Consider the following 20,991-nt stretch of genomic DNA (forward strand, 5'->3'; position numbering starts at 1 on the left):
TCGATGCTTTGGGTCAATTGTACGCGGGATCCGCGTGGGATCGCGCTTCTCGCACGTCAGGCGCGTGCGGCGGCGTTGTTGACGCGCGACCGGGCGCTTCGAGCGGAGAAGTACGCCATCTTCGGACGCTTGAGCTGAATCACTCCGAATGTGGCGTACAAGTCCGAAGTTGGCGTACATCCGGCGCCATCGCGCGGGCACTTGGGCCGCTGTTCACGCCGCGAGATGCAGCCCTTGAGCCACGGCTCGCATGATGAGGTCCTGAACCATCGCCCACTCGAACATCATCTGCGTGTAGCTGACGCGGATCACGTGGTAGCCCATGAGACGCAGTTCCGCGTCGTGCCGGATGTCCTCGCTGCGCTGTTCGCCGACATGGCTGGCACCATCGATCTGCAGGACGAGGCGATCGCCGATGAGCGCGTCCACGCGGTGCCCCGCGATCCATATCTGCGCCCGGATCGGCAGACGCAACCATCGCAGGCGCGACCGCAGGTACGTCTCGAGCCCAGCATCCGCGAAAGGCAGGGCATCGGCGAGCAGCCGTCGAGCGGACGGTTTCCAGCGGTAGTGCGCAAGACCGTTGAGACTCACGAGGCTCTGGTTCAACGCGGACTCCCACGTCGCGAGCGCCTGCTCGTAGGGTTCACACTCTGCGACGATCGCGAGGACATTCTCAATCGGATCCTCGAGCGCATCGGGCGATCGCGGAACCAGCGGTACCGACCAGTGAACATGGGCGCGATCCGGCTTCTTGCCGGAACTGCGTGGGTCCGATCCCACATGAAAGCGGTCCGGTTCCTCGTGCACCCAGAGCCCCAGCCGCTTGGCCTGCGAGATGCAGGTGACGACCACTCCGGCGCGCGCTGCTGCAACCAGCACCGGATCCGCCCCGGGTACCGCCACCCATCCCCGCCGCACTCGCCTGAGAGCACCCGAGTCGACCGCGGCTTCGATGGCGCGGCGTCGTGCTCCCAACTCGGCGAGTCGAGCCACCCGAACGACTCCACCCAGGTCCGTCACCACGGCGGCGAGATCGAGGTCGGTACGGGCTGTCATGCGCCCATTGTGGGCATCAGCGCGAAGGCTGACCCCGGGACAACACCCGTATCCGTGGACAACCTCTCCCAAACACCGCCCGGTGCAGGGCGGGTTGGGCGAGCGCTTCACGCGGAGAAGTGCGTCATCTTCGGATGCTTGAGCTGGATCAGTCCGAATTTGGCGTACAAGTCCGGAGTTCGCGCCCGGCGCTCGCGTCGCGGCGCGCTACCCCTCCCGGTGATAGCCGTACAGGTCGTCCTGGACGCCGTTGATCCAGATCTCGTCGCCGCCATCAGGGTCGGGGATCCGGATCGTGCGCGCGAACGCCTCGTCGACCACGGCGGCATCGAAACCGGCATCCCGCAGGCGCCGCGCGTGCGCGTCGAGGTCGCCGCGCGCCTCGAAGCTCAACCCGACGCGCGCGGATCCCGAGTGCAGCCCGACCACGCCGCCATCGCCGCGCATCTCGACCCAGCCACCGCGATCGGCCGCGATCCCCGCGCGCAGACCGAGCGCCTCGAGAATCGCCCGCGGTGCGGTGAGATCCTCCTGGAACCAGATCGGCTGCACGGCGATGTCCCCCGAGACGGTCCCGGTGCCCGCCGATACGGTCACCGCCGGGCCCGACGCCGTCCGGACCGTCAGCATCTCTCCGACACCATCCATCGTCTCGCGGGAGACATCGAATGCCGACAGCGCGGATGCCGCGGCATCCAGGTCGGGAACCAGCACGTGGATGTCGACACCGCCGGCCGCATGGTCGGCCGTCGCGCAATGGACGGCGAGGACGCCGTCCGCGTGGAACTCGCCCCACTCCGGTGACGGAGCGAACGTCGGCGAGAACCCCAGCGTTTCCGCGAGCGCCCACCACCGCTCCGGCCGCTCCGTGTACACGATCTGCTGGACGACGGTCATCGCGATTCCTCCTCGAGATACGCGCGCAGCGCCGTCTCGACCAGCGCGGAAAGGCTCGTGGAGTCGTCGACGGCCCGGTGCTTCACGCTGCGGACCAGGTCCTGCGGCAGGTAGACGTTGAACTGCACCTTGGATTCGGATGCTTGCATGCTAGCAAAATAGCTTCCGAGCATCCGGCATGCAAGTATCCGACCCGCACGTGTCCGACCAGCGCCCTACGCTCGATGCATGGCACGCTCCCCCGAATCCCCCGCCGCACCCCGCGTCTCGCCGCCCGACCTCCCCGAGACGCTGACACCGGCGGAACCGGCGCGCAGCGCGGATCTTCTGGCGTCCCGGCTCGCACTGGCCGGCGACGTCGATCTCGCGCACGCGACCCTCGAGCAATGCGTCGTGACGGCCGACGCCGGCACGATCGACATGACGGGGGCCGATGTCATGGATGTCGATGTCACCGGCATCCGCGCCGCATCGCTGAAGCTGCGCGACGCCGGGATCCGGCGCGTGCGCATCACGGGCGGGCGCATCGGCACCCTCGATCTCAGCACCACTCGGATCGCCGAGCTCGAGCTGCGCGATCTGCGTATCGACTACCTCAATCTCGGTGCGGCGAAGGCCACCGATATCCTCGTCGCCGACTGCACGATCCGCGCGCTCGACATGCCGCAGGCGCAACTGACGCGTGTGCGCTTCGACGACTGCCGCAGCGACGAGGTCGACCCACGCGGACTGCGCGCCAAGGATGTGGACCTCCGAGGCCTCGACGCTCTCGCCTTCATCGACACCAACAGCCTGCGCGGCGTGACGCTGACGACCTTCCAGGTGCAGCAGCTCGCCCCGATCCTCGCGGTCGGCGTCGGGATCGAGGTCCGGGATCTAGCGTGACCCAGAAGCCGCGAGCAGCTCTTGCGTGAACGGATGCTGCGGTGCGTCGAACACATCGACGACGCGCCCCTGCTCGACGACGGCGCCGTCCTTCATCACCAGGACGTCATCCGCCACGGCCGCCACGACGTCGAGGTCGTGCGAGACGAACAGCATCGTGAGCCCGCGGTCGCGCTGAAGCCGAAGCAGCAGCGCGAGCACGCGCTCGCGGACCGTCGGATCGAGTGCTGAGACCGGTTCGTCGAGCACGAGCACGTCGGGGTCGGCCGCGAGGGCCCGCGCGATCGCCGCACGCTGCCGCTGTCCTCCCGAGAGAGCGGCAGGGCGGCGGGCGGCCAGCGCCGGATCCAGATCCACTTCGGCCAGCAACGCGGCGATGCGCGCACCCCGCTCGCCCCTCGGCACCCCCGCGGCCTCGAGCGCCTCCCGCAGCGAACGACCGACGCTCCAGCGCGGATCGAAGGCTCCGAGCGGGTTCTGGTGCACGAACTGCACGCGATGGGCGCCGTGCCACGTGAGCGACCCGGCATCCGGACGCTCCACTCCGATGATCATGCGGGCGAGCGTCGTCTTGCCCGAGCCGGATTCTCCGACGATCCCGAGCGTGCGACCGCTGGGCACCAGGAACGACGCACTCGACACCGCGGGCACCCCGCCGAACGCCTTCGACAGCCCCTCGACCGACAGCACCGGCTCGACGACGGCGTCCGCGACGGCGCGCGGCTCGTGTCGGGTCGCCGCCACCAGCGCCCTCGTGTACGCCTCGCGCGGAGCGTCCAGGATCTGCGCCGCGTCCCCTTCTTCGACGACCCGACCGCCGCGCATCACGATGATCCGATCGGCGACGCGACGCACGGCGGCGAAGTCATGGCTGATGAACAGCACCGCGGTTCCGGAATCTGCGATCTCGCGCAGCAGGTCGAGCACGCGCGCCTGGACGGTCGCATCCAGCGCCGTCGTCGGCTCATCCGCGACGAGGACCGTGGGCGATCCGGCGAGCGCCGAGGCGATCAGCGCCCGCTGCCGCAGTCCCCCGGAGAGCTCATGCGGATACTGCTCGGCGCGTCGTTCGGCATCGGGTATCCACACCCGCTCGAGCAGGGTGCGCACCCTGGCGCGCAGCGCCGCGCCGCGCTGCCCCCGTTCGTGCAGGCGCAGAGGCTCCGCGATCTCGGAGCGGATCCGCTGCAGCGGATCCAACGAGACCAGCGCATCCTGGGAGACGAGGGCGATCGTGTCGCCGCGCAGCCGACGCCACGAACGCTCGTCGAGACGACGTGCGTCGGTGCCGGCCACCTCCAGCAGTTCCGCGTCCACACCGGCGTGCGCCGGTGTCAGCCCGAGCATCGCCCGCGCGGTGAGCGTCTTACCCGCGCCGGACTCCCCGACGATCGCGACGCACTGCCCTGGTTCCACCGAGAACGAGACGCCATCGACGACCACGTGGCCGTCGAAGCCGATCCGCAGCCCGCGCACCTCGAGAGCCGTCATGCCCGCCGCCCCTCAGCGCCGGCCCGCACGATCCGTCCGACGACGGTCACCGCCATCACGGTGAGCGTGATCGCGATCCCGGGGAACACCGAGACCCACCAGGCCTGTCCGAGAACGTTGCGGCCTCCGGAGAGCATCAACCCCCACTCCGGCGTCGGCTCGGTCGGCCCGAGCCCCAGGAAGCTGAGTCCGGCCGCCGCGAGGATGCTGGAGCCGACACCGATCGTCGCGAGAACGCTGAGCGAGCCGAGCACCCCTGGCACGACATGCCTGCTGAACGCCCTGAGGGGAGCCACCCCGAGGATGCGGGCGGCCTCGACATGCTCCGCCAGACGCAGGGTACGCGTCTGCACGCGTGCCAGCCGGACATAGACCGGGATCGCAGCCAGCGTCACAGCGACCGCGACGTTCACCGGACCAGGCCCGAGGATCGCGACGACCACGAGCGCGATGAGGAACTCCGGGAACGCCATCAGCACATCGTTCAGTCGCATGAAGCCGGCGTCGACCACGCGCGGAGACGATCCGGAGAGAGATCCGATCAGCAGTCCGACGGCCAGAGCGATCGCCGTCGCCAGCAGGCCGATCCCGACCGAGCGCGCCGTACCGTGCACGACGCGCGAGTAGACGTCCCTCCCGCTCTGGTCGGTGCCGAACAGATGCTCGGCGCTGGGCGGCAGCAGCGTCGACCGCACGTCCACCTGCAGCGGATCGTGGCTCGAGATCAGTCCTGGCGCGAATGCGGCGAGCGCGATGACGGCGAGCACCGCGACGGCCACAGCCAGGAGCACACGCCGCGCGGCGTTCATCGGGCGCTCCGCGCACGGCGCAGCCGCGGATCCAGCACCGGATGCAGCAGCTCGACGACGATGCTCACGATCACGAACACGAGGGCGCTGAGCAGGATGATCCCGGTGATCACCGGGAGATCCCGATCCGTGATGGCGGCGAGGGTCACGCGCCCGAGACCTGGTCGGGCGAACACCGTCTCGACGAGGACGGCGCCGCCGAGAACCGATCCGGTCAGATACGCGGCGAGGGTCAGAGCACCCGTCGCGCCGTGACGCAGACTGTGACGCAGCGTCAGCCACACCGGGCCAGCGCCTCGGGCACGCACGGTGTCGGCGAACGGCTGGCGCTCCGCTTCGGAGATGCCGTCCCGCAGCACCTGCCCGAGCAGCGCCGCCACAGGAAGAGCGAGCGTGATGGCGGGCAGCACGAGCGTCGCAGGGTTGCGCGACCCCGTGACGGGGAACCAGCCCAGTCCGAAGGCGAAGACGCTCAGCAGCACGATCCCGATCCAGAACACCGGGGACGACAGGATGACGAGTTCGATGCCTGTCGCTATCGCCCCGATGATGCGACCGCGCGCCAGGAGTGCGACGGCGAGCGCCACGACGACGGCGATGACCAGCGCCGCTGCCGACAGCTGCAGCGTCGCCCCGAGCTGTCTGCCGATCACCTCCGACACCGGCATCCTGAGCTGGTACGACTCCCCCAGGTCTCCGCGCACGAGGCCGCCCAGGTACGCGACGTACTGCTCGAACGGCGGACGGTCCAGCCCCAGCTCCGCACGGATCGCGTCCTTCACGCTCTCGCTCACCTGCGCCTGAGGACCGAGCATGACCGACACCGGATCCCCGGGGATCACCCGGAAGGCGAGGAAGGCGAGCGTCGCGGCACCCCAGAGCACGAGCACAGCGGATGCCGCGATCCCCGCGATCCGGAGCACGAGCGCACTGGGGCCCGCCTTCTCGCTCACCGACGTCGCCGGTTCAGTCGACGGTCGTGCCGTAGAACAGCGGCCGACCGTACAGGTCGTAGGCGAGGCCGTGCACGTCGTCGTTCACCGCCGTGATCAGCGAAGGGCTGTACAGCGGCACGATCGCGGTGTACTCGGCGTTCCACTGCTGCAGCTGCTGGTAGACGTCGGTGCGGGCATCCTGATCCGTCGTGGCGACGCCCTGCTCGAGCAGCGCGTCGATCTCGGCATCCGACACCTGCGAGGCGTTCTGGAAGCCATCGGTGTGCAGGTGGCTGCGCAGGAGGTCGGGGTCGACGCCGGAGAAGCCCCAGTCCGTCAGATCGAACGTCTTCGGCCCGTACTGCTCGTTGTACGCACCTGGTTCGAGCACCTCTCGCTTCACCTCGAAGCCGATCTCGGCGAGATCCGACTGGATCGCGTTGCCCAGCGCAGCCTTGTCGTCGGGCACCGGGGTCCAGGCGATCCAGCGCACCGAGAGGCGCTGGCCGTCCTTCATGCGGATGCCGTCGCTGTCGCGCTCGGTCCATCCGGCTTCATCCAGCAGACGGTTCGCCTCGTCCTGGTCGAACGGCCAGCTGCCCTCGAGCGATGCGTCATAGGTCGGCGTGGTCGATCCGAGGATGCTCCATGCCCTCGGGAACTGGCCGAAGAAGAGCTCCTCGACAGCCGCGTCGACGTCGATGCCACGGGCGAAGGCCTGGCGCACCTTCTCGTCCGCGAACACGCCGTACTTCTCGTTGAGGTACAGCGAGTACGGCAGACCGGGGTATTCGAGCGACTCCACGGTGAGCGCATCTGAGAGCTCGGAGGCGATGTTCGGCGGCAACTGGCTGGCGAGATCGGCCTCGCCGCTCTCGACGACGCCGGCGCGCACGGATGCCTCGGGAAGGATCGAGACGCGCAGCGTCTCGAACTGCGCGGCTCCCGCATCATCGGGCCCCCACGCGTAATCCTCGTTGCGGGTGTAGACGATCTCCTGATCCGGTGTGTAATCAGTGAGCTCGAACGGACCGGTGCCCACGGTGACGCCGGGGCCGCCCGCCTTCAGCTGGTCGGCGGAGGATTCGAGCACCGCAGGCGAATAGAACCCGAGCAGCGGCGTGCTCGCCGCCTGCAGGAACGGTGCGTACGGCTGACTGAAGTTCACTCGCACCTCGTGCTCACCGAGCACCTCGGTGCCGGCGTACCACTCGCCTCCGAGCATGCTCGCAGCCTGGGCGGATGCCGTCTCAGGGTCGGCGATGCGATCGAAGTTCGCCTTCACGGCCTCCGCGTCGAACGGCTCGCCGTCGTGGAAGGTCACATCATCGCGGAGCTGGAACGTGTAGCTGGTCGCGTCGTCCGACACCGTCCACTCGGTCGCCAGCCACGGCGAGAACGTGCCGTCGGCCTCCTGGAACACGAGGGAGTCGAGCACCACGCGCTGCACCATGCTCGCGACATCGAGCTGACTGGTCTGCGGGTCCATGTGCCCGGCGGAGAGGTTCGCGCCCTCGATCGCCCAGACCACCTCGCCGCCGCCGCCACCATCGGCGGATTCGCCGCCGGGAGCGGCGCACGCGCTCAGAGCGAGGGCGGTTGCCGCAGCGAGCGCGGTGAGAGGCAGGATTCGACGGGTGAATGCGGCGGGCATGCGGATCCTCAGAACAGGAGAAGGGGACGTATCAGTCTACGTCCGATTCTTGGACCGGGTCGATCTACCTCGTCGGGCGACCTCTGCGGGCAATCGGTAGACTGTCAGCACCCACCCACACTCAGGCACGTACACACCGTGCCGTATACATCGCTCGAGGAGACATCTATGTCTGTGATTCCCGACAAGCCCGCACTCGAAGGTCTCGAAGCGAAGTGGGACGGCGTCTGGGCCGAGCAGGGCACCTACCTGTTCGATCGCCTTCGCGCCGCCGAACTCGGCCGCGCGGGTGTCTACTCGATCGACACGCCTCCTCCGACGGCATCCGGATCCCTCCACATCGGGCACGTGTTCTCGTACACGCACACCGACGTGAAGGCCCGCTACGAGCGCATGCGCGGCAAGGCCGTGTTCTATCCGATCGGTTGGGACGACAACGGCCTGCCCACCGAGCGACGCGTGCAGAACTACTACGGCGTGCGGTGCGATCCGACACTGCCCTACGACGCCGACTTCGTCCCCCCGTTCCAGGGCGACGCCAAGAGCCTCAAGGCCGCCGACCAGCTGCCCGTGAGCCGTCGCAACTTCATCGAGCTGTGCGAGAAGCTCACGGTCGAGGACGAGAAGCAGTTCGAGGACGTCTTCCGTCAGATGGGCCTGAGCGTGGACTGGACCCAGACCTACCGCACCATCTCGGACGACACGATCCGCCAGAGCCAGCTCGGCTTCCTCCGCAACGTCGAGCGCGGTGAGGCCTACCAGGCGCTCGCGCCGACCCTGTGGGACGTGGACTTCCGCTCCGCCATCGCACAGGCCGAGCTCGAGGACCGCGATCAGCAGGCATCCTTCCACCGCCTGGCCTTCCACAAGAGCGACGGCTCCGGCGACATCGAGATCGAGACCACACGCCCCGAACTCCTGGCCGCCTGCGTCGCCCTCGTGGCGCATCCCGACGACGAGCGCTACCAGCCGTACTTCGGCAAGACGGCCCGCACTCCGATCTTCGACGTCGAGGTCCCCGTGCTCCCGCACCACCTCGCCCAGCAGGACAAGGGATCCGGCATCGCCATGGTCTGCACCTTCGGTGACGTGACCGACATCATCTGGTGGCGCGAGCTGGACCTGCCCAACCGCACGATCCTCGGCCAGGACGGCCGCGTGATCGCCGAGGCGCCGGACGCGATCATCACCGACGCCGGCAAGGCCGCATACGCCGAACTCGCCGGCAAGACCGTCTTCAGCGCCCGCAAGCAGATCGTCGAGCTTCTGGAGGCCTCAGGTGACCTGCTGAACGTGTCCAAGCCCTTCCAGCACGCGGTGAAGTTCTTCGAGAAGGGCGACCGCCCGCTCGAGATCGTATCGACGCGCCAGTGGTACATCCGCAACGGCGCGCGCGATGCCGAGCTCCGCGACCAGCTGATCGCCAACGGTCGCGAGCTGACCTGGCACCCCGACTTCATGCGCGTGCGCTACGAGAACTGGGTCGGCGGGCTCACCGGCGACTGGCTGATCTCGCGTCAGCGCTTCTTCGGCGTTCCGATCCCGGTCTGGTACGGGCTGGACGAGAACGGTGAGCGGGACTTCGCTCGCGTGATCTTCCCGGATGCCGCGGCACTGCCGATCGATCCGACTTCGGAGGTCCCCGACGGCTACACCGCGGAGCAGCGCGGCGTGCCGGGCGGCTTCGAGGCCGAGACCGACATCCTCGACACCTGGGCGACATCGTCACTCACGCCGCAGCTGGCCGGCGGCTGGCAGCGGGACGAGGAGCTGTGGAACCTGGTCGCGCCGTTCGACGTGCGCCCGCAGGCTCAGGACATCATCCGCACGTGGTTGTTCTCGACGATGCTGCGATCGACGCTCGAGGATGCACGCACCCCCTGGGCGCACGCATCGATCTCCGGATTCATCGTCGACCCCGACCGCAAGAAGATGTCGAAGTCCAAGGGCAATGTGGTCACGCCGGCCGACATCCTGGCCAAGCACGGATCGGATGCCGTGCGCTACTGGGCCGCGTCCAGCCGCCTCGGCGTGGATGCCGCGTTCGACCCGCAGAACCCGACGCAGATGAAGATCGGTCGCCGCCTGGCGATCAAGATCCTCAACGCCGCGAAGTTCGTGCTCGGGTTCCCGGTTCCCGAAGGCGCAGCCGTCACGCACGACCTCGACGCCTCGATGCTCGCCGCACTCGACGACGTGGTGCGCGAGGCCACGAAGGCGTTCGACGCGTTCGACCACGCACGGGCGCTCGAACTCACCGAGTCGTTCTTCTGGACGTTCTGCGACGACTACCTCGAGCTCGTCAAGGAGCGCGCGTACAACCAGGCCGACGTGGGCCAGCCGTCCGCTGCGCTCGCCCTGCGGATCGCACTTTCGACGCTTCTGCGCCTGCTGGCCCCTGTGGTCTCGTTCGCCGCGGAGGAGGCGTGGAGCTGGTTCGAAGAGGGTTCGATCCACACCGCTGCGTGGCCTGAAGCTCGGGATGCCGGTGGCGACCCCGCCGTCCTCTCCGCAGCCAGCGCCGCTCTCATCGGCATCCGCCGCGCCAAGACCGAGGCGAAGGCCTCGCAGAAGACGCCGGTCGCCCGTGCGGAGATCGCCGCTCCTGCGTCGGCACTCGACGCCCTGCGCGCGGCTGCCGGCGATCTCCAGGCGGTCGGTCGGATCGCGGAACTGTCGCTCGTCGAGGGCGAGGAGCTCGCCGTCACGGAGATCGAGCTGGCCCCGGTGGAGGAGAGCTGATGCAGCTGGGCACGCGCTGGGCCGCGCTGACCGAGCCGCCGGCTTCTGTCCCGGCATCCCTGCGGCCCGGTATCGCCGCTGTCGAAGCGGAAGGCCACACGGGCTCCTGGACGCTGACCTGGCTCGAAGGTCGTCCGATCGCGGAGCTGGATGCCGGGTGGGAAGTGCTCGCCACGGCATCCGGTGAAGTCGTCGTCCGGCCGTTCGAGGACTGAGGCCCGCTGGTCCCTGGCGGCGCCGATGATCAGTGCCGCGGAGCACCCATCTGCGCGAGCATGTGATCGACGGCGTGCGGATCCTCCCGCCTGGCCTGCTGCTCGCGCAGCAGGTCGAGGGCGAGAGCGCGCTTCTCGGCGCGTCGCTCGATGCGATGCTGCACGAAGGCCGTGAGGAGTTCGGCGACGCCGAGCAGCCTCTGCTCGGCGCGCGTCGGAGCAACGAGGTAAATGGTCGCGCTGGTCATGATTCCTCCGTGTTCTCGTCGGTGGCATCGGACAGAACCGGGCCCGAACCCGGAATGTCGAAGAGGTCGGTGCGCATCGACACGCGACGCACATCCGGCCCGGTCTGGCCGCGGTAGCGCGTCACGGCGCTGTCCACCACAGCCATGAGCTCGGCTTTGAGGTCCTCCATCTGCGTCGGCGTCATCTCGAGGAGCGTCGTGGCGATGAGCCCGGCGTCCTTCCAGCCCTCCGGCGCCTCGGACTCGGGGCGGTTCGCCCACGACATCAGCGTCTCGTGACGCAGGCGGAAGAACTCGGACGAGACGATCTGCGCCGCCGCTCGATTGGCCGGAGTCATGGTCTGACTGGGGCCGGGGATGTCGATCCGTCCCTGCGGCAGTTCCCACCACCGCTCGCGAGCCGTACCACGACCCTCGACTTCGAGGATCAGGTCATGAGCGGCGAGCATGCGCAGGTGATAGCTGGTCGAGCCCGAGGTCTCCCCCAGAAGCGCGGCGAGCGAACTCGCGGTCTGCGGCCCGTGGGTGCTCAGCAGATCGAAGATCCGTACCCGCAGCGGGTGAGCCAGGGCCTTGAGGGCACCGGGATCGAGCCGTCGCAACTGTTCGTCATCCGTCATGCTTGCAAAGATACCTTTGCAAGCAGATCTTTGCAAGTATTTCTTTGCATCAATCGCCGGCGCTGCGCTGCGGCCCCGGCGTAGGCTCGATGTCATGACCGACGTCGCCAATCCGCTGCTCACGCCGTCCGCTCTCCCCTATGCACTGCCCGACTACGCTTCGGTCCGCCCGGAGCACTACCTGCCCGCATTCCGCGTCGCGTTCACCGAGCATCTCGACGAGATCCAGCGCATCACCCGGGTACGGTCGATGCCGACGTTCGAGAACACGATGGTGCCTCTCGAGGAGGCCGGTGCGCTGCTCGAGAGAGTTGCCCACGCGTTCTACACCGTGAGCTCGGCGGATGCGACCGCCGAGATCCAGGCCATCGACGAGGAGCTCGCGCCCCTGATGGCCGCGCACCAGGATGCCGTGACCCTGGATGCCCAGCTCTACTGGCGCATCCGCACCCTGCACGAGCAGTTGGACGACCTCGAGCTCGGCGCTGAGGACCGGTACCTCGTCGAGCGGCACTTCCGCGAGATGACGCACGCGGGCGCGGCGCTCGACGACGAAGCGAAGACGCGACTGACGGCACTGAACCAGCAGCTGTCCACACTGACGACGACGTTCGAGAAGAACCTGCTCGCCGACACCAACGACCTGGCCGTGCTGTTCACCGATGAGGCCGAGCTCGATGGCCTGTCGGAGGGCGAGCTCTCGGCAGCATCCCGTGCCGCTTCCGAGCGAGGGCTGGACGGACATCTCGTCACGCTCCCGCTCTTCACCGGTCACCCCTACCTCGCCTCGCTGACGAATCGCGAGAGCCGCCGCCGGATCATGGAAGCGTCGCGCTCGCGCGGATCCCGCGGGAACGCGAACGACAACCGCGCCGTGCTGACCGAGATCGTCCGGCTGCGTGCAGAGCGCGCGGCGCTGCTCGGCCACGACTCGCACGCCGCCTACGTCACCTCCGACGAGACCGCCCGGACTCCGCAGGCCGTGTCCGACCTGCTGCATCGTCTGGCCGTGCCGGCCGCCGCGAACGCCCGCCGGGAGCAGGCCGCCCTGCAGCGGATCATCGACGAGTCCGAGGCCGAACCGTTCGCCCTCGAGGCGCACGACTGGGCGTTCTACACCGAGAAGGTGCGCGCAGCGGAGTACGACATCGACACCGCCGCGCTTCGGCCCTGGTTCGAGGCGGAGCGGGTTCTGCAGGACGGCGTGTTCTTCGCGGCGACGCAGTTGTACGGCGTCACGTTCGTCGAGCGCACGGATCTGATCGCCTATCACCCCGGCGCCCGCGTGTTCGAGGTCTCGAACGCCGATGGCAGCGCACTCGGGCTGTACATCCTCGACCTCTACACGCGCGACTCCAAGCGCGGCGGCGCGTGGATGAACCCGATCGTCAGTCAGTCGCGGCTGCGCGGCACGGCGCCCGTCGTCGTGAACAATCTCAACGTCGCCCAGCCGGCCGACGGACAGCCCACGCTTCTCACGCTCGATGAGGTGACGACCCTGTTCCACGAGTTCGGTCACGCTCTGCACGGCCTGTTCGCCACGGTCACCTACCCGCATTTCGCCGGGACGAACGTGTTCCGCGACTTCGTCGAGTTCCCCAGCCAGGTCAACGAGATGTGGATCCTGTGGAGCGAGGTCCTGGACAACTACGCCCGCCACGTCGAGACGGGCGAGCCCCTGGATTCCGGGATCGTCGAGCGGCTGAAGGCGACCGAGACGTTCGACCAGGGGCACGCCACGAGCGAGTACCTCGCGGCCGCCTGGCTGGATCAGGCATGGCATCTGCTCGGTGCATCGGATGCCGTGACCGACGCGGCGGAGTTCGAGGCGGCGGCGCTCGCGTCGATAGGGCTCGACAACCCGGCCGTTCCGACCCGGTACTCGTCGACATACTTCGCACACGTGTTCGCCGGCGGGTACAGTGCCGGCTACTACTCGTACATCTGGAGCGAGGTGCTGGATGCCGACACCGTGGAGTGGTTCCGCGACAACGGCGGTCTGACGCGCGAGAACGGCGATCGGTTCCGCGACCGGCTGCTGGGGGTCGGCGGTTCGAAGGATCCCCTCGAGGCCTACCGGGACTTCCGCGGCAGGGATGCCGAGATCGCACCGTTGCTGAAGCGACGCGGACTCGGGGGTGAGTGAGGCCGACCGCATCGACGTCGTCCGCGAAGCGTTCGATCGTCGCGCGGCGACCTATGACGCGAGCGCGATGCATCGCGAGTTGGCGAACGCCGTCGCCGACTTCGTGGACATCTCCGATGTGCAGGATGTGCTCGACGTCGCCACGGGCACTGGCCTGGTGCTGCGCGCGCTCCACCGAAGGGGTGGTGATCTGCGGCTGATCGGCGTCGACATCTCGACGGGTATGCTCGCGGTCGCCCGCGAGGAGCTCCCGGACGCGATCTGGATCGAGGCCGATGCCGCCGCCCTGCCGATCGCCGATGGGTCGATGGACCTGATCACCTGCGTGACCGCGCTGCATGCGATCCCAGACGCGCGAGCGACGCTTGCCGAGTGGCACCGCGTGCTGCGACCGGATGGACGCGTCGTGACGGCGACTTTCGCCGAAGAACGGCCCCCCGAGTCCCGAGTCCGTCGGACCGCATACCCCAGTGACCACGAGCCGTACAGCACCGTCGACCGGATCACGAACGTCGCCGGTTCGGCGGGCTTCCGCATCGTGAGGACGACGACGTGGACCGGTGCCGACGACACGCTGCTCGTGGCCGAATGGATGCGAACGCCCTGAGACGAAGCGCCGGATCGGAGACCTACGCGCCCAGGAGCCCGGCTTCCGCGGCGAGCAGTCGCAGACGCTCGACCATCGCCGCAGGGACCTCGGCGGCCGCGAAATGGCCGCCTTCGTCGAGCCGCTCGAACGAGCGCAGATCGCGGTAGAACGCGCGCGCCAGCGCCTCGGGATAGTCGTGCTCGTGACGCTGGATCGCAACGACGGCCGGCACCTCGACCGGCGGGATGCGCGCGTCCGCTCCCCGATCGAAATAAGGCCGGAAGGACGAGGCGATCGTCTGGGTCGCCCAGTAGAGGGTGGCCTCGGTCAGGATGCGATCGCGCGCTATGAGCCGCTCGAGAGCTGCAGGGTCGCCGTTGGGCGTATCGCTCCACTCGACGAGCTTCTCGACGAGCCAGGCGAGGAGTCCGACGGGTGAATCGTTGAGCGCAGCGGCCAGCGTGTCGGGCCTGGTCGCCTGGAGATGCGCGTACGCACCATCCGGCCCGCCCGACGCCGCCAGTCGTTCGAAGAACCCTCTGGCCTCGGGGTCGTCCAGCGCGTCTCGCTCCTCGTCGGTACCGAAATGCGCATGCGTTACGAGGATTCCCGCGACCTGCTCCGGATGCTCGGCCGCGATGAGATCGCTGACATTGGCCGAGATGTCCTCGCCGTAGACCAGATACCGTTCGTAACCCAGCTCTCCGGTCATCAGGCTGTGCATGAGGTCGGCCATGATGTTCTCGGTCATCGTGCCGTCATAGGGCTCGGAGAAGGCGAAACCGGGGAAGCTCGGCACGACGACATGGAACTCCGGTAGAAGTCGCGCGAGATCGAGCTGCAGGGCGAACGTGTGCGGCCAGCCGTGCATGACCAGCACGGCCGGCGCGTCGGCATTCCGCGCGCGGCGATGGACGAAGTGCAGCCGAGTGCCGCGGACGTCGGCGAGATACTGAGGATCCTGATTGAGCCACCGCTCGCGAGCACGCCAATCGAACGATCGCCAGGCGTCGACCAGTTCAGCGAGATAGGCCGCGGAGAGCCCGGTCGCCGGTCGGCGCGGGGAATCGCCGAGCAGGCGGGAGCCCGCCAGCCGATCACTCAGATCGTTCAGGACGTCGTCCGGCACGGAGATCTCGAAGCTGCGCATGCCGCCAACGTAGACCGGGCCTCAGACATCCCGTGTGCCGGTTCGACCGGAGGTCAGAACGACATGTCGGCCTGCGCTGGGATCGACTGAGGGATGACCAGCGAGCCGTCCAGTACCTCGCGGTCGCCGAGGGGCTCGGCGAGTTCCACGGTGAACGGGGTCGGCGGGTTGCTCTGGCAGGTGTGCGCTGCGTCTTCTGTGTGCGGGCTCACCGCGATGCGCACGATGACGGCGTCAGCAGTCTCCTGAAGTGACACCAACTCGATCCGCCCCTCGGCATCCCGACCGCTGTTGCACTCCCGCTCGGTGACGAGCAGCGCCAACTGCGTGCTGTCGGCATCCGTCGCAGCAGCCGGGTCCAGCGCGACCACGGCGGATGTCAACGGCGCCGGGTCGAGCGCGAGCGTGCACGACGCGCTGCTGGTCAGCATCCAGCCGGGTTCACCGGTGGCTGGTAGCTCGTCCATCTTGTCGAAGACGACGACGTCGTAGTCCCCTTCTGCCTCGAGGGGACGCAGCAGCGTGACGCTGCTGCCGGAACGGGCCGCAATGATCCACGCGGACGGGTCATCCAGGAGTCCGTCGTCTCCCATGTCGTCGACCCCGGCGGCGATGCCGGCGGCATCCTCTGCAGGAAGCTGATCAGCTCGCACGTCGGCGTTATAGGTTTCGGGATCGACGAACCGTCCGTTGCACTCGTAGGCGACGGAGTCTGCCGGCGGAGCGCTGTCGGCTGCGGCGGTGCTCTCCGGCGCTGCCGTGGAGCTCGGCGCCTGCACGCCGGAGCAGCCCACAAGCACCAGGGCCGAAACCACGGCCAGTCCGACCCTCGTCCACCGCTTCTGCGTCGTCGTCATACCCTCGAGTGTCGCGACGCGGACGATCGTCTCAGGCGAATCAGGCGCTCTTGCGCTTGCGCTCCATGATCACCGTGGGCGGCGCACCCTCGTCGACGGCGGCGCGGGTGACGATCACCTTCGCGACGTCTTCGGCGGACGGGATCTCGAACATGATCGGTCCCAGCACGTCCTCGAGGATCGCGCGGAGTCCGCGGGCGCCGGTCTTGCGGTCCACGGCCAGATCCGCGATCGAACGCAGCGCGTCCTCCTCGAACTCGAGCTGCACGCCATCGAGCTCGAACATGCGCTGATACTGCTTCACCAGAGCGTTGCGCGGGCCGGTCAGGATGTCGATGAGAGCGCTCTGGTCCAGCGGCGAGACCGAGGCGACGACGGGAAGACGGCCGATGAACTCGGGGATCAGTCCGAACTTGTGCAGATCTTCGGGCAGCACCTCGCTGAAGAGATCCAGGTCCTTGGTCTTGTCGTGCAGCGGCGCACCGAATCCGACGCCGTGCTTGCCGACGCGCGCGGACACGATGTCCTCGAGGCCGGCGAAGGCGCCGGCGACGATGAACAGCACGTTCGTGGTGTCGATCTGCAGGAATTCCTGGTGCGGGTGCTTGCGACCGCCCTGCGGCGGCACCGACGCGACCGTGCCCTCGAGGATCTTCAGCAGCGCCTGCTGCACGCCCTCACCCGACACGTCGCGTGTGATCGACGGGTTCTCGGCCTTGCGCGCGATCTTGTCGATCTCGTCGATGTAGATGATGCCCTGCTCGGCGCGCTTGACGTCATAATCGGCGGCCTGGATGAGCTTGAGCAGGATGTTCTCGACATCCTCACCGACGTACCCGGCCTCGGTGAGCGCCGTGGCATCGGCGACGGCGAACGGGACGTTGAGGCGCTTGGCGAGCGTCTGGGCGAGATAGGTCTTGCCGCAACCGGTCGGACCGATCATCAGGATGTTGCTCTTGGCGATCTCGATGTCCTCGGCGCGCTGCTCGGCCGGCTGCAGCGTGCTGCGTGCGCGGACGCGCTTGTAGTGGTTGTAGACCGCTACGGACAGCGCCTTCTTCGCCGGCTCCTGGCCGACGACGTACTCCTCGAGGAAGGAGAAGATCTCACGCGGCTTCGGCAGATCGAACTCCGCCACGCCCGAGGCCTCGGACTCGGCCATGCGCTCTTCGATGATCTCGTTGCACAGCTCGACGCACTCGTCGCAGATGTACACCCCGGGGCCAGCGATGAGCTGCTGGACCTGTTTCTGGCTCTTTCCGCAGAACGAGCATTTGAACAGGTCGGCGCTCTCACCGATACGAGCCATGCGCATCCTCCTCAGGATCCGAAGATCTTCCTGACGAGCCTAACCCGTGCATCGGACACCGAGCCGCATTGCCACGACTCGGTGTCCGCCACGTCACACCATGCTCTTGGTGTGCCAGACCGTCTTCGTCTCGGTGAACGCGGCGATCCGCGCGGGTGACGCCTCGACCGGCCCAGGGGGCAGCACGCGCTTGAGCGTGTCGGCCGCCGCGATCTCGAGGTCGACCCAGTCCAGTTCGTCCGCACCCGCGAGGTCGAGCGCATTGACGTCGGCGTGCGAGGCGAGCCACGGCGCGACCTCGGCGGAGGATCCGGTGAGGACGTTCACCACACCGCCGGGTAGGTCGCTCGTGACCAGCACTTCGGCGAGACTGATCGCGGACAGCGGGAAGCGCTCGCTCGCGAGCACGACGACGGTGTTTCCGGCGACCAGTGCCGGCGCGACGACCGAGACCAGACCCAGCAGCGCCGAATCCTGCGGTGCGACGATCGCGACGACACCCGTCGGCTCAGGCACGGTGATGTTGAAGTACGGGCCGGCGACAGGGTTGGCGTTCCCTGCGACCTGCGCGTACTTGTCGCACCAGCCGGCGTACCAGACCCACAGGTCGATCGCGTCGTCGACCTGAGTGCCGGCCGCCGCGACGGAGACGCCTTCCTGAGCCGCGATCTCCTCGACGAACTGCGCGCGACGCCCCTCGAGGACCTCGGCGACGCGGTAGAGAACCTGACCGCGGTTGTACGCGGTCGCACCCGACCAGCCCTTCACGGCCGCGCGGGCGGCGACGACGGCATCCCGCGCATCCTTGCGGGACGCCTTGGCGGCATTCGCGAGGAACGCGCCCTTCGCCGAGACGACTTCGTAGGTGCGACCGGACTCGCTCCGCGGGAACGCCCCGCCGATCGCGAGCTTGTAGGTCTTCGGAACGGAAAGACGCTTGCTCATGCGGAAGCTCCCTTCAGGTAGGCGGTGAGCCCGTGGCGGCCGCCCTCGCGACCGTATCCGGACTCCTTGTACCCGCCGAACGGGCTGGACGGGTCGAATCGGTTGAACGTGTTCGCCCAGACGACGCCGGCACGCAGCCGGTCAGCGACGGCCAGGATGCGGGAGCCCTTGTCGCTCCAGATTCCGGCGGACAGCCCGTAGGGCGTGTTGTTGGCCTTCGCGATCGCCTCGGCCGGCGTGCGGAACGTCAGCACCGAGAGCACCGGCCCGAAGACCTCGTCTCTGGCGATGCGATGCGATGCCTCGACGCCTGTGAAGATCGTCGGCGCGAACCAGAAGCCCTTCTCGGGGATGGCGCAGTCCGCTGTCCACCGCTGGGCGCCCTCGGCCTCGCCGATGTCGCTGAGTTCGCGGATGCGGTCCAGCTGAGCGGCGGAGTTGATCGCTCCGATGTCGGTGTTCTTGTCCAGCGGGTCGCCGAGGCGCAGGGTCGAGAGGCGATCCTTGAGCCGATCGATGACCTCGTCGTGGATCGACTCCTGCACGAGCAGACGGCTGCCGGCGCAGCAGACGTGTCCCTGATTGAAGAAGATGCCGTTCACGATGCCCTCGACGGCCTGATCGATCGGTGCGTCGTCGAAGACGATGTTGGCCGCCTTGCCGCCGAGCTCCAGGGTGAGCTTCTTGCCGCTGCCCGCCACGGCGCGGGCGATGTCGCGGCCGACCCCGGTCGATCCCGTGAAGGCCACCTTGTCGACGTCCGGATGCCGGACGAGATGCGCCCCGGTCGAACCCGCACCCGTGATGATGTTCACGACACCGGGCGGCAGGTCGGCCTGCTGCAGGATCTCGGCGAAGATGAGCGCCGTGAGCGGCGTGGTCTCGGCGGGCTTGAGCACCACGGTGTTGCCAGCGGCCAGCGCCGGTGCGATCTTCCAGGCCAGCATCAGCAGGGGGAAGTTCCACGGGATGACCTGACCCGCGACGCCGAGCGCCTTGGGGTTCGCCCCCAGGCCCGCGTAGTCGAGCTTGTCGGCCCAGCCGGCGTAATAGAAGAACCAGGCGGCGACCAGCGGCACGTCGACGTCGCGGCTCTCCTTGATCGGCTTGCCGTTGTCGAGGCTCTCGGCGACCGCGAGCTCGCGAGCGCGCTCCTGCACGAGGCGGGCGATGCGGAACAGGTACTTGCCCCGGTCGCGACCGCTCATCTTCGACCACGTCTTCTCGTACGCGCGGCGCGCGGCCGCGACGGCTCGATCGACGTCCTCGTCACTCGCGCCGGCGATCTCGGCGATGCGCGATTCGTCCGCCGGCGAGATGGTCGTGAAGCTCGGGCCCGCGCCGTCGACGAACTCGCCGTCGATGAACAGCCCGTAGCTGTCCCTGAGGCTCAGGATCGCCTTCGACTCGGGTGCCGGAGCATATTCCAGGAATGACATGCGTGCGCTCCTTCTCAGTCGATCGTGACGTAGTCGGGGCCGGAGTAGTGGCCGGTGGCGAGCTTCTGGCGCTGCAGCAGCACGTCGTTGAGCAGGCTGGACGCTCCGAAGCGGAACAGATGCGGTTGAAGCCAGTCCTCCCCCGCGGTCTCGGCGACGGTGACGAGGTACTTCACGGCATCCTTCGACGAACGGATGCCGCCGGCGGGCTTGACGCCGATCCGCTCGCCGGTGGCACGATGCCAATCGCGCACGGTCTCGAGCATCAGCAGGGTCGTCGGCAGCGTCGCCGCCGGCTGGACCTTGCCCGTGGAGGTCTTGATGAAGTCGCCGCCGGCCAGGATGCCGAGCCACGACGCCCGCTTGATGTTGTCGTACGTGTTCAGCTCGCCCGTCTCGAGGATCACCTTGAGCGAGGCGGAGGTGCCGTCCTCACGCCGACAGGCTTCCTTGACGCGCGCGATCTGCTCGAAGACCAGGCCGTACCGGCCGGAGAGGAAGGCGCCGCGGTCGATGACCATGTCGATCTCGTCGGCGCCCGCTGCAACGGCCTCCGCCGTGTCGGCGAGCTTGATGTCCAGTGATGCGCGCCCGCTGGGGAACGCGGTGGCCACTGCCGCGACCGAGATCCCGCCGTCGTCCGGGTCGCCGTGCAGACCGCCGAGCGCCTCCACGGCGTACGGCACCATGTCGCCGTACACGCACACCGCGGCGACGACCGGGGTCGATGGGTCCGCGGCATCCGGTGTCTTCGCCTTCGCGACCAGCGACCGCACCTTGCCCGGCGTGTCAGCGCCCTCGAGCGTGGTCAGGTCGATCAAGGAGATGATCTTGTCGAGCGCCCAGGCCTTGGACGTGGTCTTGATCGAACGGGTGCCGAGTCCGGCCGCCCGCTGCTCCAGCCCGACAGCGTCGACGCCGGGAAGCCCGTGCAGGAAGCGGCGCAGCGTCGCATCGTCCGGGTCACCGCCCAGCACGTCCACCGCAGTCCTGCGGGTGAG

General features: G+C 68.2%; 20 protein-coding genes. 5 read left to right on the forward strand and 15 right to left on the reverse strand.

Annotated features, from left to right (window positions below):
• Positions 1-213: 213 nt before the first annotated feature.
• The 3 genes from ACI7YT_RS10880 to ACI7YT_RS10890 all read right to left on the reverse strand — a co-directional run bounded on the left by ACI7YT_RS10880 (position 214) and on the right by ACI7YT_RS10890 (position 2,105).
• Positions 214-882 carry an endonuclease domain-containing protein gene (locus ACI7YT_RS10880; RefSeq protein ID WP_406245548.1) on the reverse strand — a complete coding sequence of 223 codons (669 nt, stop codon included), beginning with the start codon at positions 880-882 and terminating at the stop codon, positions 214-216.
• 384 nt (positions 883-1,266) lie between these two features.
• Positions 1,267-1,956 (reverse strand): hypothetical protein, encoded by a 690-nt coding sequence (locus ACI7YT_RS10885; RefSeq protein ID WP_406245549.1) that lies wholly within the window; start codon positions 1,954-1,956, stop codon positions 1,267-1,269.
• Positions 1,953-2,105 (reverse strand): CopG family transcriptional regulator, encoded by a 153-nt coding sequence (locus tag ACI7YT_RS10890; protein WP_406245550.1) that lies wholly within the window; start codon positions 2,103-2,105, stop codon positions 1,953-1,955. Before ACI7YT_RS10890 ends, ACI7YT_RS10885 begins: the two co-directional genes overlap by 4 nt.
• A 79-nt stretch (positions 2,106-2,184) precedes the next feature.
• Here ACI7YT_RS10890 and ACI7YT_RS10895 point away from each other — a divergent pair, with 79 nt between their 5' ends.
• Complete coding sequence (locus ACI7YT_RS10895; protein ID WP_406245551.1) at positions 2,185-2,841, forward strand: pentapeptide repeat-containing protein; 657 nt, start codon at positions 2,185-2,187, stop codon at positions 2,839-2,841.
• Here ACI7YT_RS10895 and ACI7YT_RS10900 read toward each other — a convergent pair.
• The 4 genes from ACI7YT_RS10900 to ACI7YT_RS10915 are packed head-to-tail and all read right to left on the reverse strand — an operon-like array spanning position 2,833 to position 7,730.
• A complete protein-coding gene (locus ACI7YT_RS10900; protein ID WP_406245552.1) occupies positions 2,833-4,332 on the reverse strand; it encodes an ATP-binding cassette domain-containing protein in 1,500 nt (499 codons plus the stop codon). The two genes, ACI7YT_RS10895 and ACI7YT_RS10900, sit on opposite strands and share 9 nt — an antisense overlap.
• Positions 4,329-5,141: an ABC transporter permease gene (locus ACI7YT_RS10905; protein ID WP_406245553.1), complete on the reverse strand. Its 813-nt coding sequence runs from the start codon at positions 5,139-5,141 to the stop codon at positions 4,329-4,331. Before ACI7YT_RS10905 ends, ACI7YT_RS10900 begins: the two co-directional genes overlap by 4 nt.
• Positions 5,138-6,094 carry an ABC transporter permease gene (locus ACI7YT_RS10910; RefSeq protein WP_406245554.1) on the reverse strand — a complete coding sequence of 319 codons (957 nt, stop codon included), beginning with the start codon at positions 6,092-6,094 and terminating at the stop codon, positions 5,138-5,140. The genes ACI7YT_RS10905 and ACI7YT_RS10910 overlap by 4 nt, the downstream gene beginning before the upstream one ends.
• 13 nt (positions 6,095-6,107) lie before the next feature.
• A complete protein-coding gene (locus ACI7YT_RS10915) occupies positions 6,108-7,730 on the reverse strand; it encodes an ABC transporter substrate-binding protein (RefSeq protein ID WP_406245555.1) in 1,623 nt (540 codons plus the stop codon).
• A gap of 168 nt (positions 7,731-7,898) precedes the next feature.
• Here ACI7YT_RS10915 and valS point away from each other — a divergent pair, with 168 nt between their 5' ends.
• Entirely contained in the window at positions 7,899-10,472 is a 2,574-nt protein-coding gene (gene valS / locus ACI7YT_RS10920; RefSeq protein WP_406245556.1) for a valine--tRNA ligase, read from the forward strand.
• The gene (locus ACI7YT_RS10925) at positions 10,472-10,687 is read left to right on the forward strand and encodes a hypothetical protein (RefSeq protein ID WP_406245557.1); all 216 of its coding nucleotides are present in this window, start codon (positions 10,472-10,474) and stop codon (positions 10,685-10,687) included. The genes valS and ACI7YT_RS10925 overlap by 1 nt, the downstream gene beginning before the upstream one ends.
• A gap of 29 nt (positions 10,688-10,716) precedes the next feature.
• Here the strand turns inward: ACI7YT_RS10925 and ACI7YT_RS10930 are convergent, their stop codons facing one another.
• Positions 10,717-10,935 (reverse strand): hypothetical protein, encoded by a 219-nt coding sequence (locus ACI7YT_RS10930; RefSeq protein WP_406245558.1) that lies wholly within the window; start codon positions 10,933-10,935, stop codon positions 10,717-10,719.
• Positions 10,932-11,555, reverse strand: coding sequence for an ArsR/SmtB family transcription factor (locus ACI7YT_RS10935; protein ID WP_406245559.1), 624 nt, complete (start codon positions 11,553-11,555; stop codon positions 10,932-10,934). The genes ACI7YT_RS10930 and ACI7YT_RS10935 overlap by 4 nt, the downstream gene beginning before the upstream one ends.
• Positions 11,556-11,649: 94 nt before the next feature.
• Here ACI7YT_RS10935 and ACI7YT_RS10940 point away from each other — a divergent pair, with 94 nt between their 5' ends.
• Positions 11,650-13,701, forward strand: coding sequence for a M3 family metallopeptidase (locus ACI7YT_RS10940; RefSeq protein WP_406245560.1), 2,052 nt, complete (start codon positions 11,650-11,652; stop codon positions 13,699-13,701).
• On the forward strand, positions 13,694-14,308 hold the full coding sequence (locus ACI7YT_RS10945; protein ID WP_406245561.1) for a class I SAM-dependent methyltransferase: 615 nt from the start codon (positions 13,694-13,696) through the stop codon (positions 14,306-14,308). The genes ACI7YT_RS10940 and ACI7YT_RS10945 overlap by 8 nt, the downstream gene beginning before the upstream one ends.
• 22 nt (positions 14,309-14,330) lie before the next feature.
• Here the strand turns inward: ACI7YT_RS10945 and ACI7YT_RS10950 are convergent, their stop codons facing one another.
• The 6 genes from ACI7YT_RS10950 to deoC all read right to left on the reverse strand — a co-directional run bounded on the left by ACI7YT_RS10950 (position 14,331) and on the right by deoC (position 20,973).
• Positions 14,331-15,440 carry an epoxide hydrolase family protein gene (locus tag ACI7YT_RS10950; RefSeq protein WP_406245562.1) on the reverse strand — a complete coding sequence of 370 codons (1,110 nt, stop codon included), beginning with the start codon at positions 15,438-15,440 and terminating at the stop codon, positions 14,331-14,333.
• Positions 15,441-15,493: 53 nt separating this feature from the next.
• Positions 15,494-16,297, reverse strand: coding sequence for a hypothetical protein (locus ACI7YT_RS10955; RefSeq protein WP_406245563.1), 804 nt, complete (start codon positions 16,295-16,297; stop codon positions 15,494-15,496).
• A 40-nt stretch (positions 16,298-16,337) separates the two neighbouring features.
• A complete protein-coding gene (clpX, locus tag ACI7YT_RS10960; RefSeq protein ID WP_406245564.1) occupies positions 16,338-17,606 on the reverse strand; it encodes an ATP-dependent Clp protease ATP-binding subunit ClpX in 1,269 nt (422 codons plus the stop codon).
• Positions 17,607-17,699: 93 nt separating this feature from the next.
• Entirely contained in the window at positions 17,700-18,551 is an 852-nt protein-coding gene (locus ACI7YT_RS10965; RefSeq protein WP_406245565.1) for an aldehyde dehydrogenase family protein, read from the reverse strand.
• Entirely contained in the window at positions 18,548-19,990 is a 1,443-nt protein-coding gene (locus ACI7YT_RS10970; protein WP_406245566.1) for an aldehyde dehydrogenase family protein, read from the reverse strand. Before ACI7YT_RS10970 ends, ACI7YT_RS10965 begins: the two co-directional genes overlap by 4 nt.
• A 14-nt stretch (positions 19,991-20,004) precedes the next feature.
• A complete protein-coding gene (gene deoC / locus ACI7YT_RS10975; protein WP_406250570.1) occupies positions 20,005-20,973 on the reverse strand; it encodes a deoxyribose-phosphate aldolase in 969 nt (322 codons plus the stop codon).
• Positions 20,974-20,991 lie beyond the last annotated feature (18 nt).

Origin of the sequence: Microbacterium sp. M (assembly GCF_045181065.1) — a bacterium.
Lineage (GTDB): Bacteria > Actinomycetota > Actinomycetes > Actinomycetales > Microbacteriaceae > Microbacterium.

What these genes read in the sequence shown, in the direction of transcription:
- ACI7YT_RS10935 (WP_406245559.1), bottom strand. Translation starts at nt 11,555, where the DNA reads ATGACGGATGACGAACAGTTGCGACGGCTCGATCCCGGTGCCCTCAAG.
- clpX (WP_406245564.1), bottom strand. Translation starts at nt 17,606, where the DNA reads ATGGCTCGTATCGGTGAGAGCGCCGACCTGTTCAAATGCTCGTTCTGC.
- ACI7YT_RS10930 (WP_406245558.1), bottom strand. Translation starts at nt 10,935, where the DNA reads ATGACCAGCGCGACCATTTACCTCGTTGCTCCGACGCGCGCCGAGCAG.
- ACI7YT_RS10885 (WP_406245549.1), bottom strand. Translation starts at nt 1,956, where the DNA reads ATGACCGTCGTCCAGCAGATCGTGTACACGGAGCGGCCGGAGCGGTGG.
- ACI7YT_RS10940 (WP_406245560.1), top strand. Translation starts at nt 11,650, where the DNA reads ATGACCGACGTCGCCAATCCGCTGCTCACGCCGTCCGCTCTCCCCTAT.
- ACI7YT_RS10965 (WP_406245565.1), bottom strand. Translation starts at nt 18,551, where the DNA reads ATGAGCAAGCGTCTTTCCGTTCCGAAGACCTACAAGCTCGCGATCGGC.
- ACI7YT_RS10895 (WP_406245551.1), top strand. Translation starts at nt 2,185, where the DNA reads ATGGCACGCTCCCCCGAATCCCCCGCCGCACCCCGCGTCTCGCCGCCC.
- ACI7YT_RS10955 (WP_406245563.1), bottom strand. Translation starts at nt 16,297, where the DNA reads ATGACGACGACGCAGAAGCGGTGGACGAGGGTCGGACTGGCCGTGGTT.
- ACI7YT_RS10915 (WP_406245555.1), bottom strand. Translation starts at nt 7,730, where the DNA reads ATGCCCGCCGCATTCACCCGTCGAATCCTGCCTCTCACCGCGCTCGCT.
- ACI7YT_RS10905 (WP_406245553.1), bottom strand. Translation starts at nt 5,141, where the DNA reads ATGAACGCCGCGCGGCGTGTGCTCCTGGCTGTGGCCGTCGCGGTGCTC.
- valS (WP_406245556.1), top strand. Translation starts at nt 7,899, where the DNA reads ATGTCTGTGATTCCCGACAAGCCCGCACTCGAAGGTCTCGAAGCGAAG.
- ACI7YT_RS10900 (WP_406245552.1), bottom strand. Translation starts at nt 4,332, where the DNA reads ATGACGGCTCTCGAGGTGCGCGGGCTGCGGATCGGCTTCGACGGCCAC.
- ACI7YT_RS10950 (WP_406245562.1), bottom strand. Translation starts at nt 15,440, where the DNA reads ATGCGCAGCTTCGAGATCTCCGTGCCGGACGACGTCCTGAACGATCTG.
- ACI7YT_RS10970 (WP_406245566.1), bottom strand. Translation starts at nt 19,990, where the DNA reads ATGTCATTCCTGGAATATGCTCCGGCACCCGAGTCGAAGGCGATCCTG.
- ACI7YT_RS10890 (WP_406245550.1), bottom strand. Translation starts at nt 2,105, where the DNA reads ATGCAAGCATCCGAATCCAAGGTGCAGTTCAACGTCTACCTGCCGCAG.
- ACI7YT_RS10925 (WP_406245557.1), top strand. Translation starts at nt 10,472, where the DNA reads ATGCAGCTGGGCACGCGCTGGGCCGCGCTGACCGAGCCGCCGGCTTCT.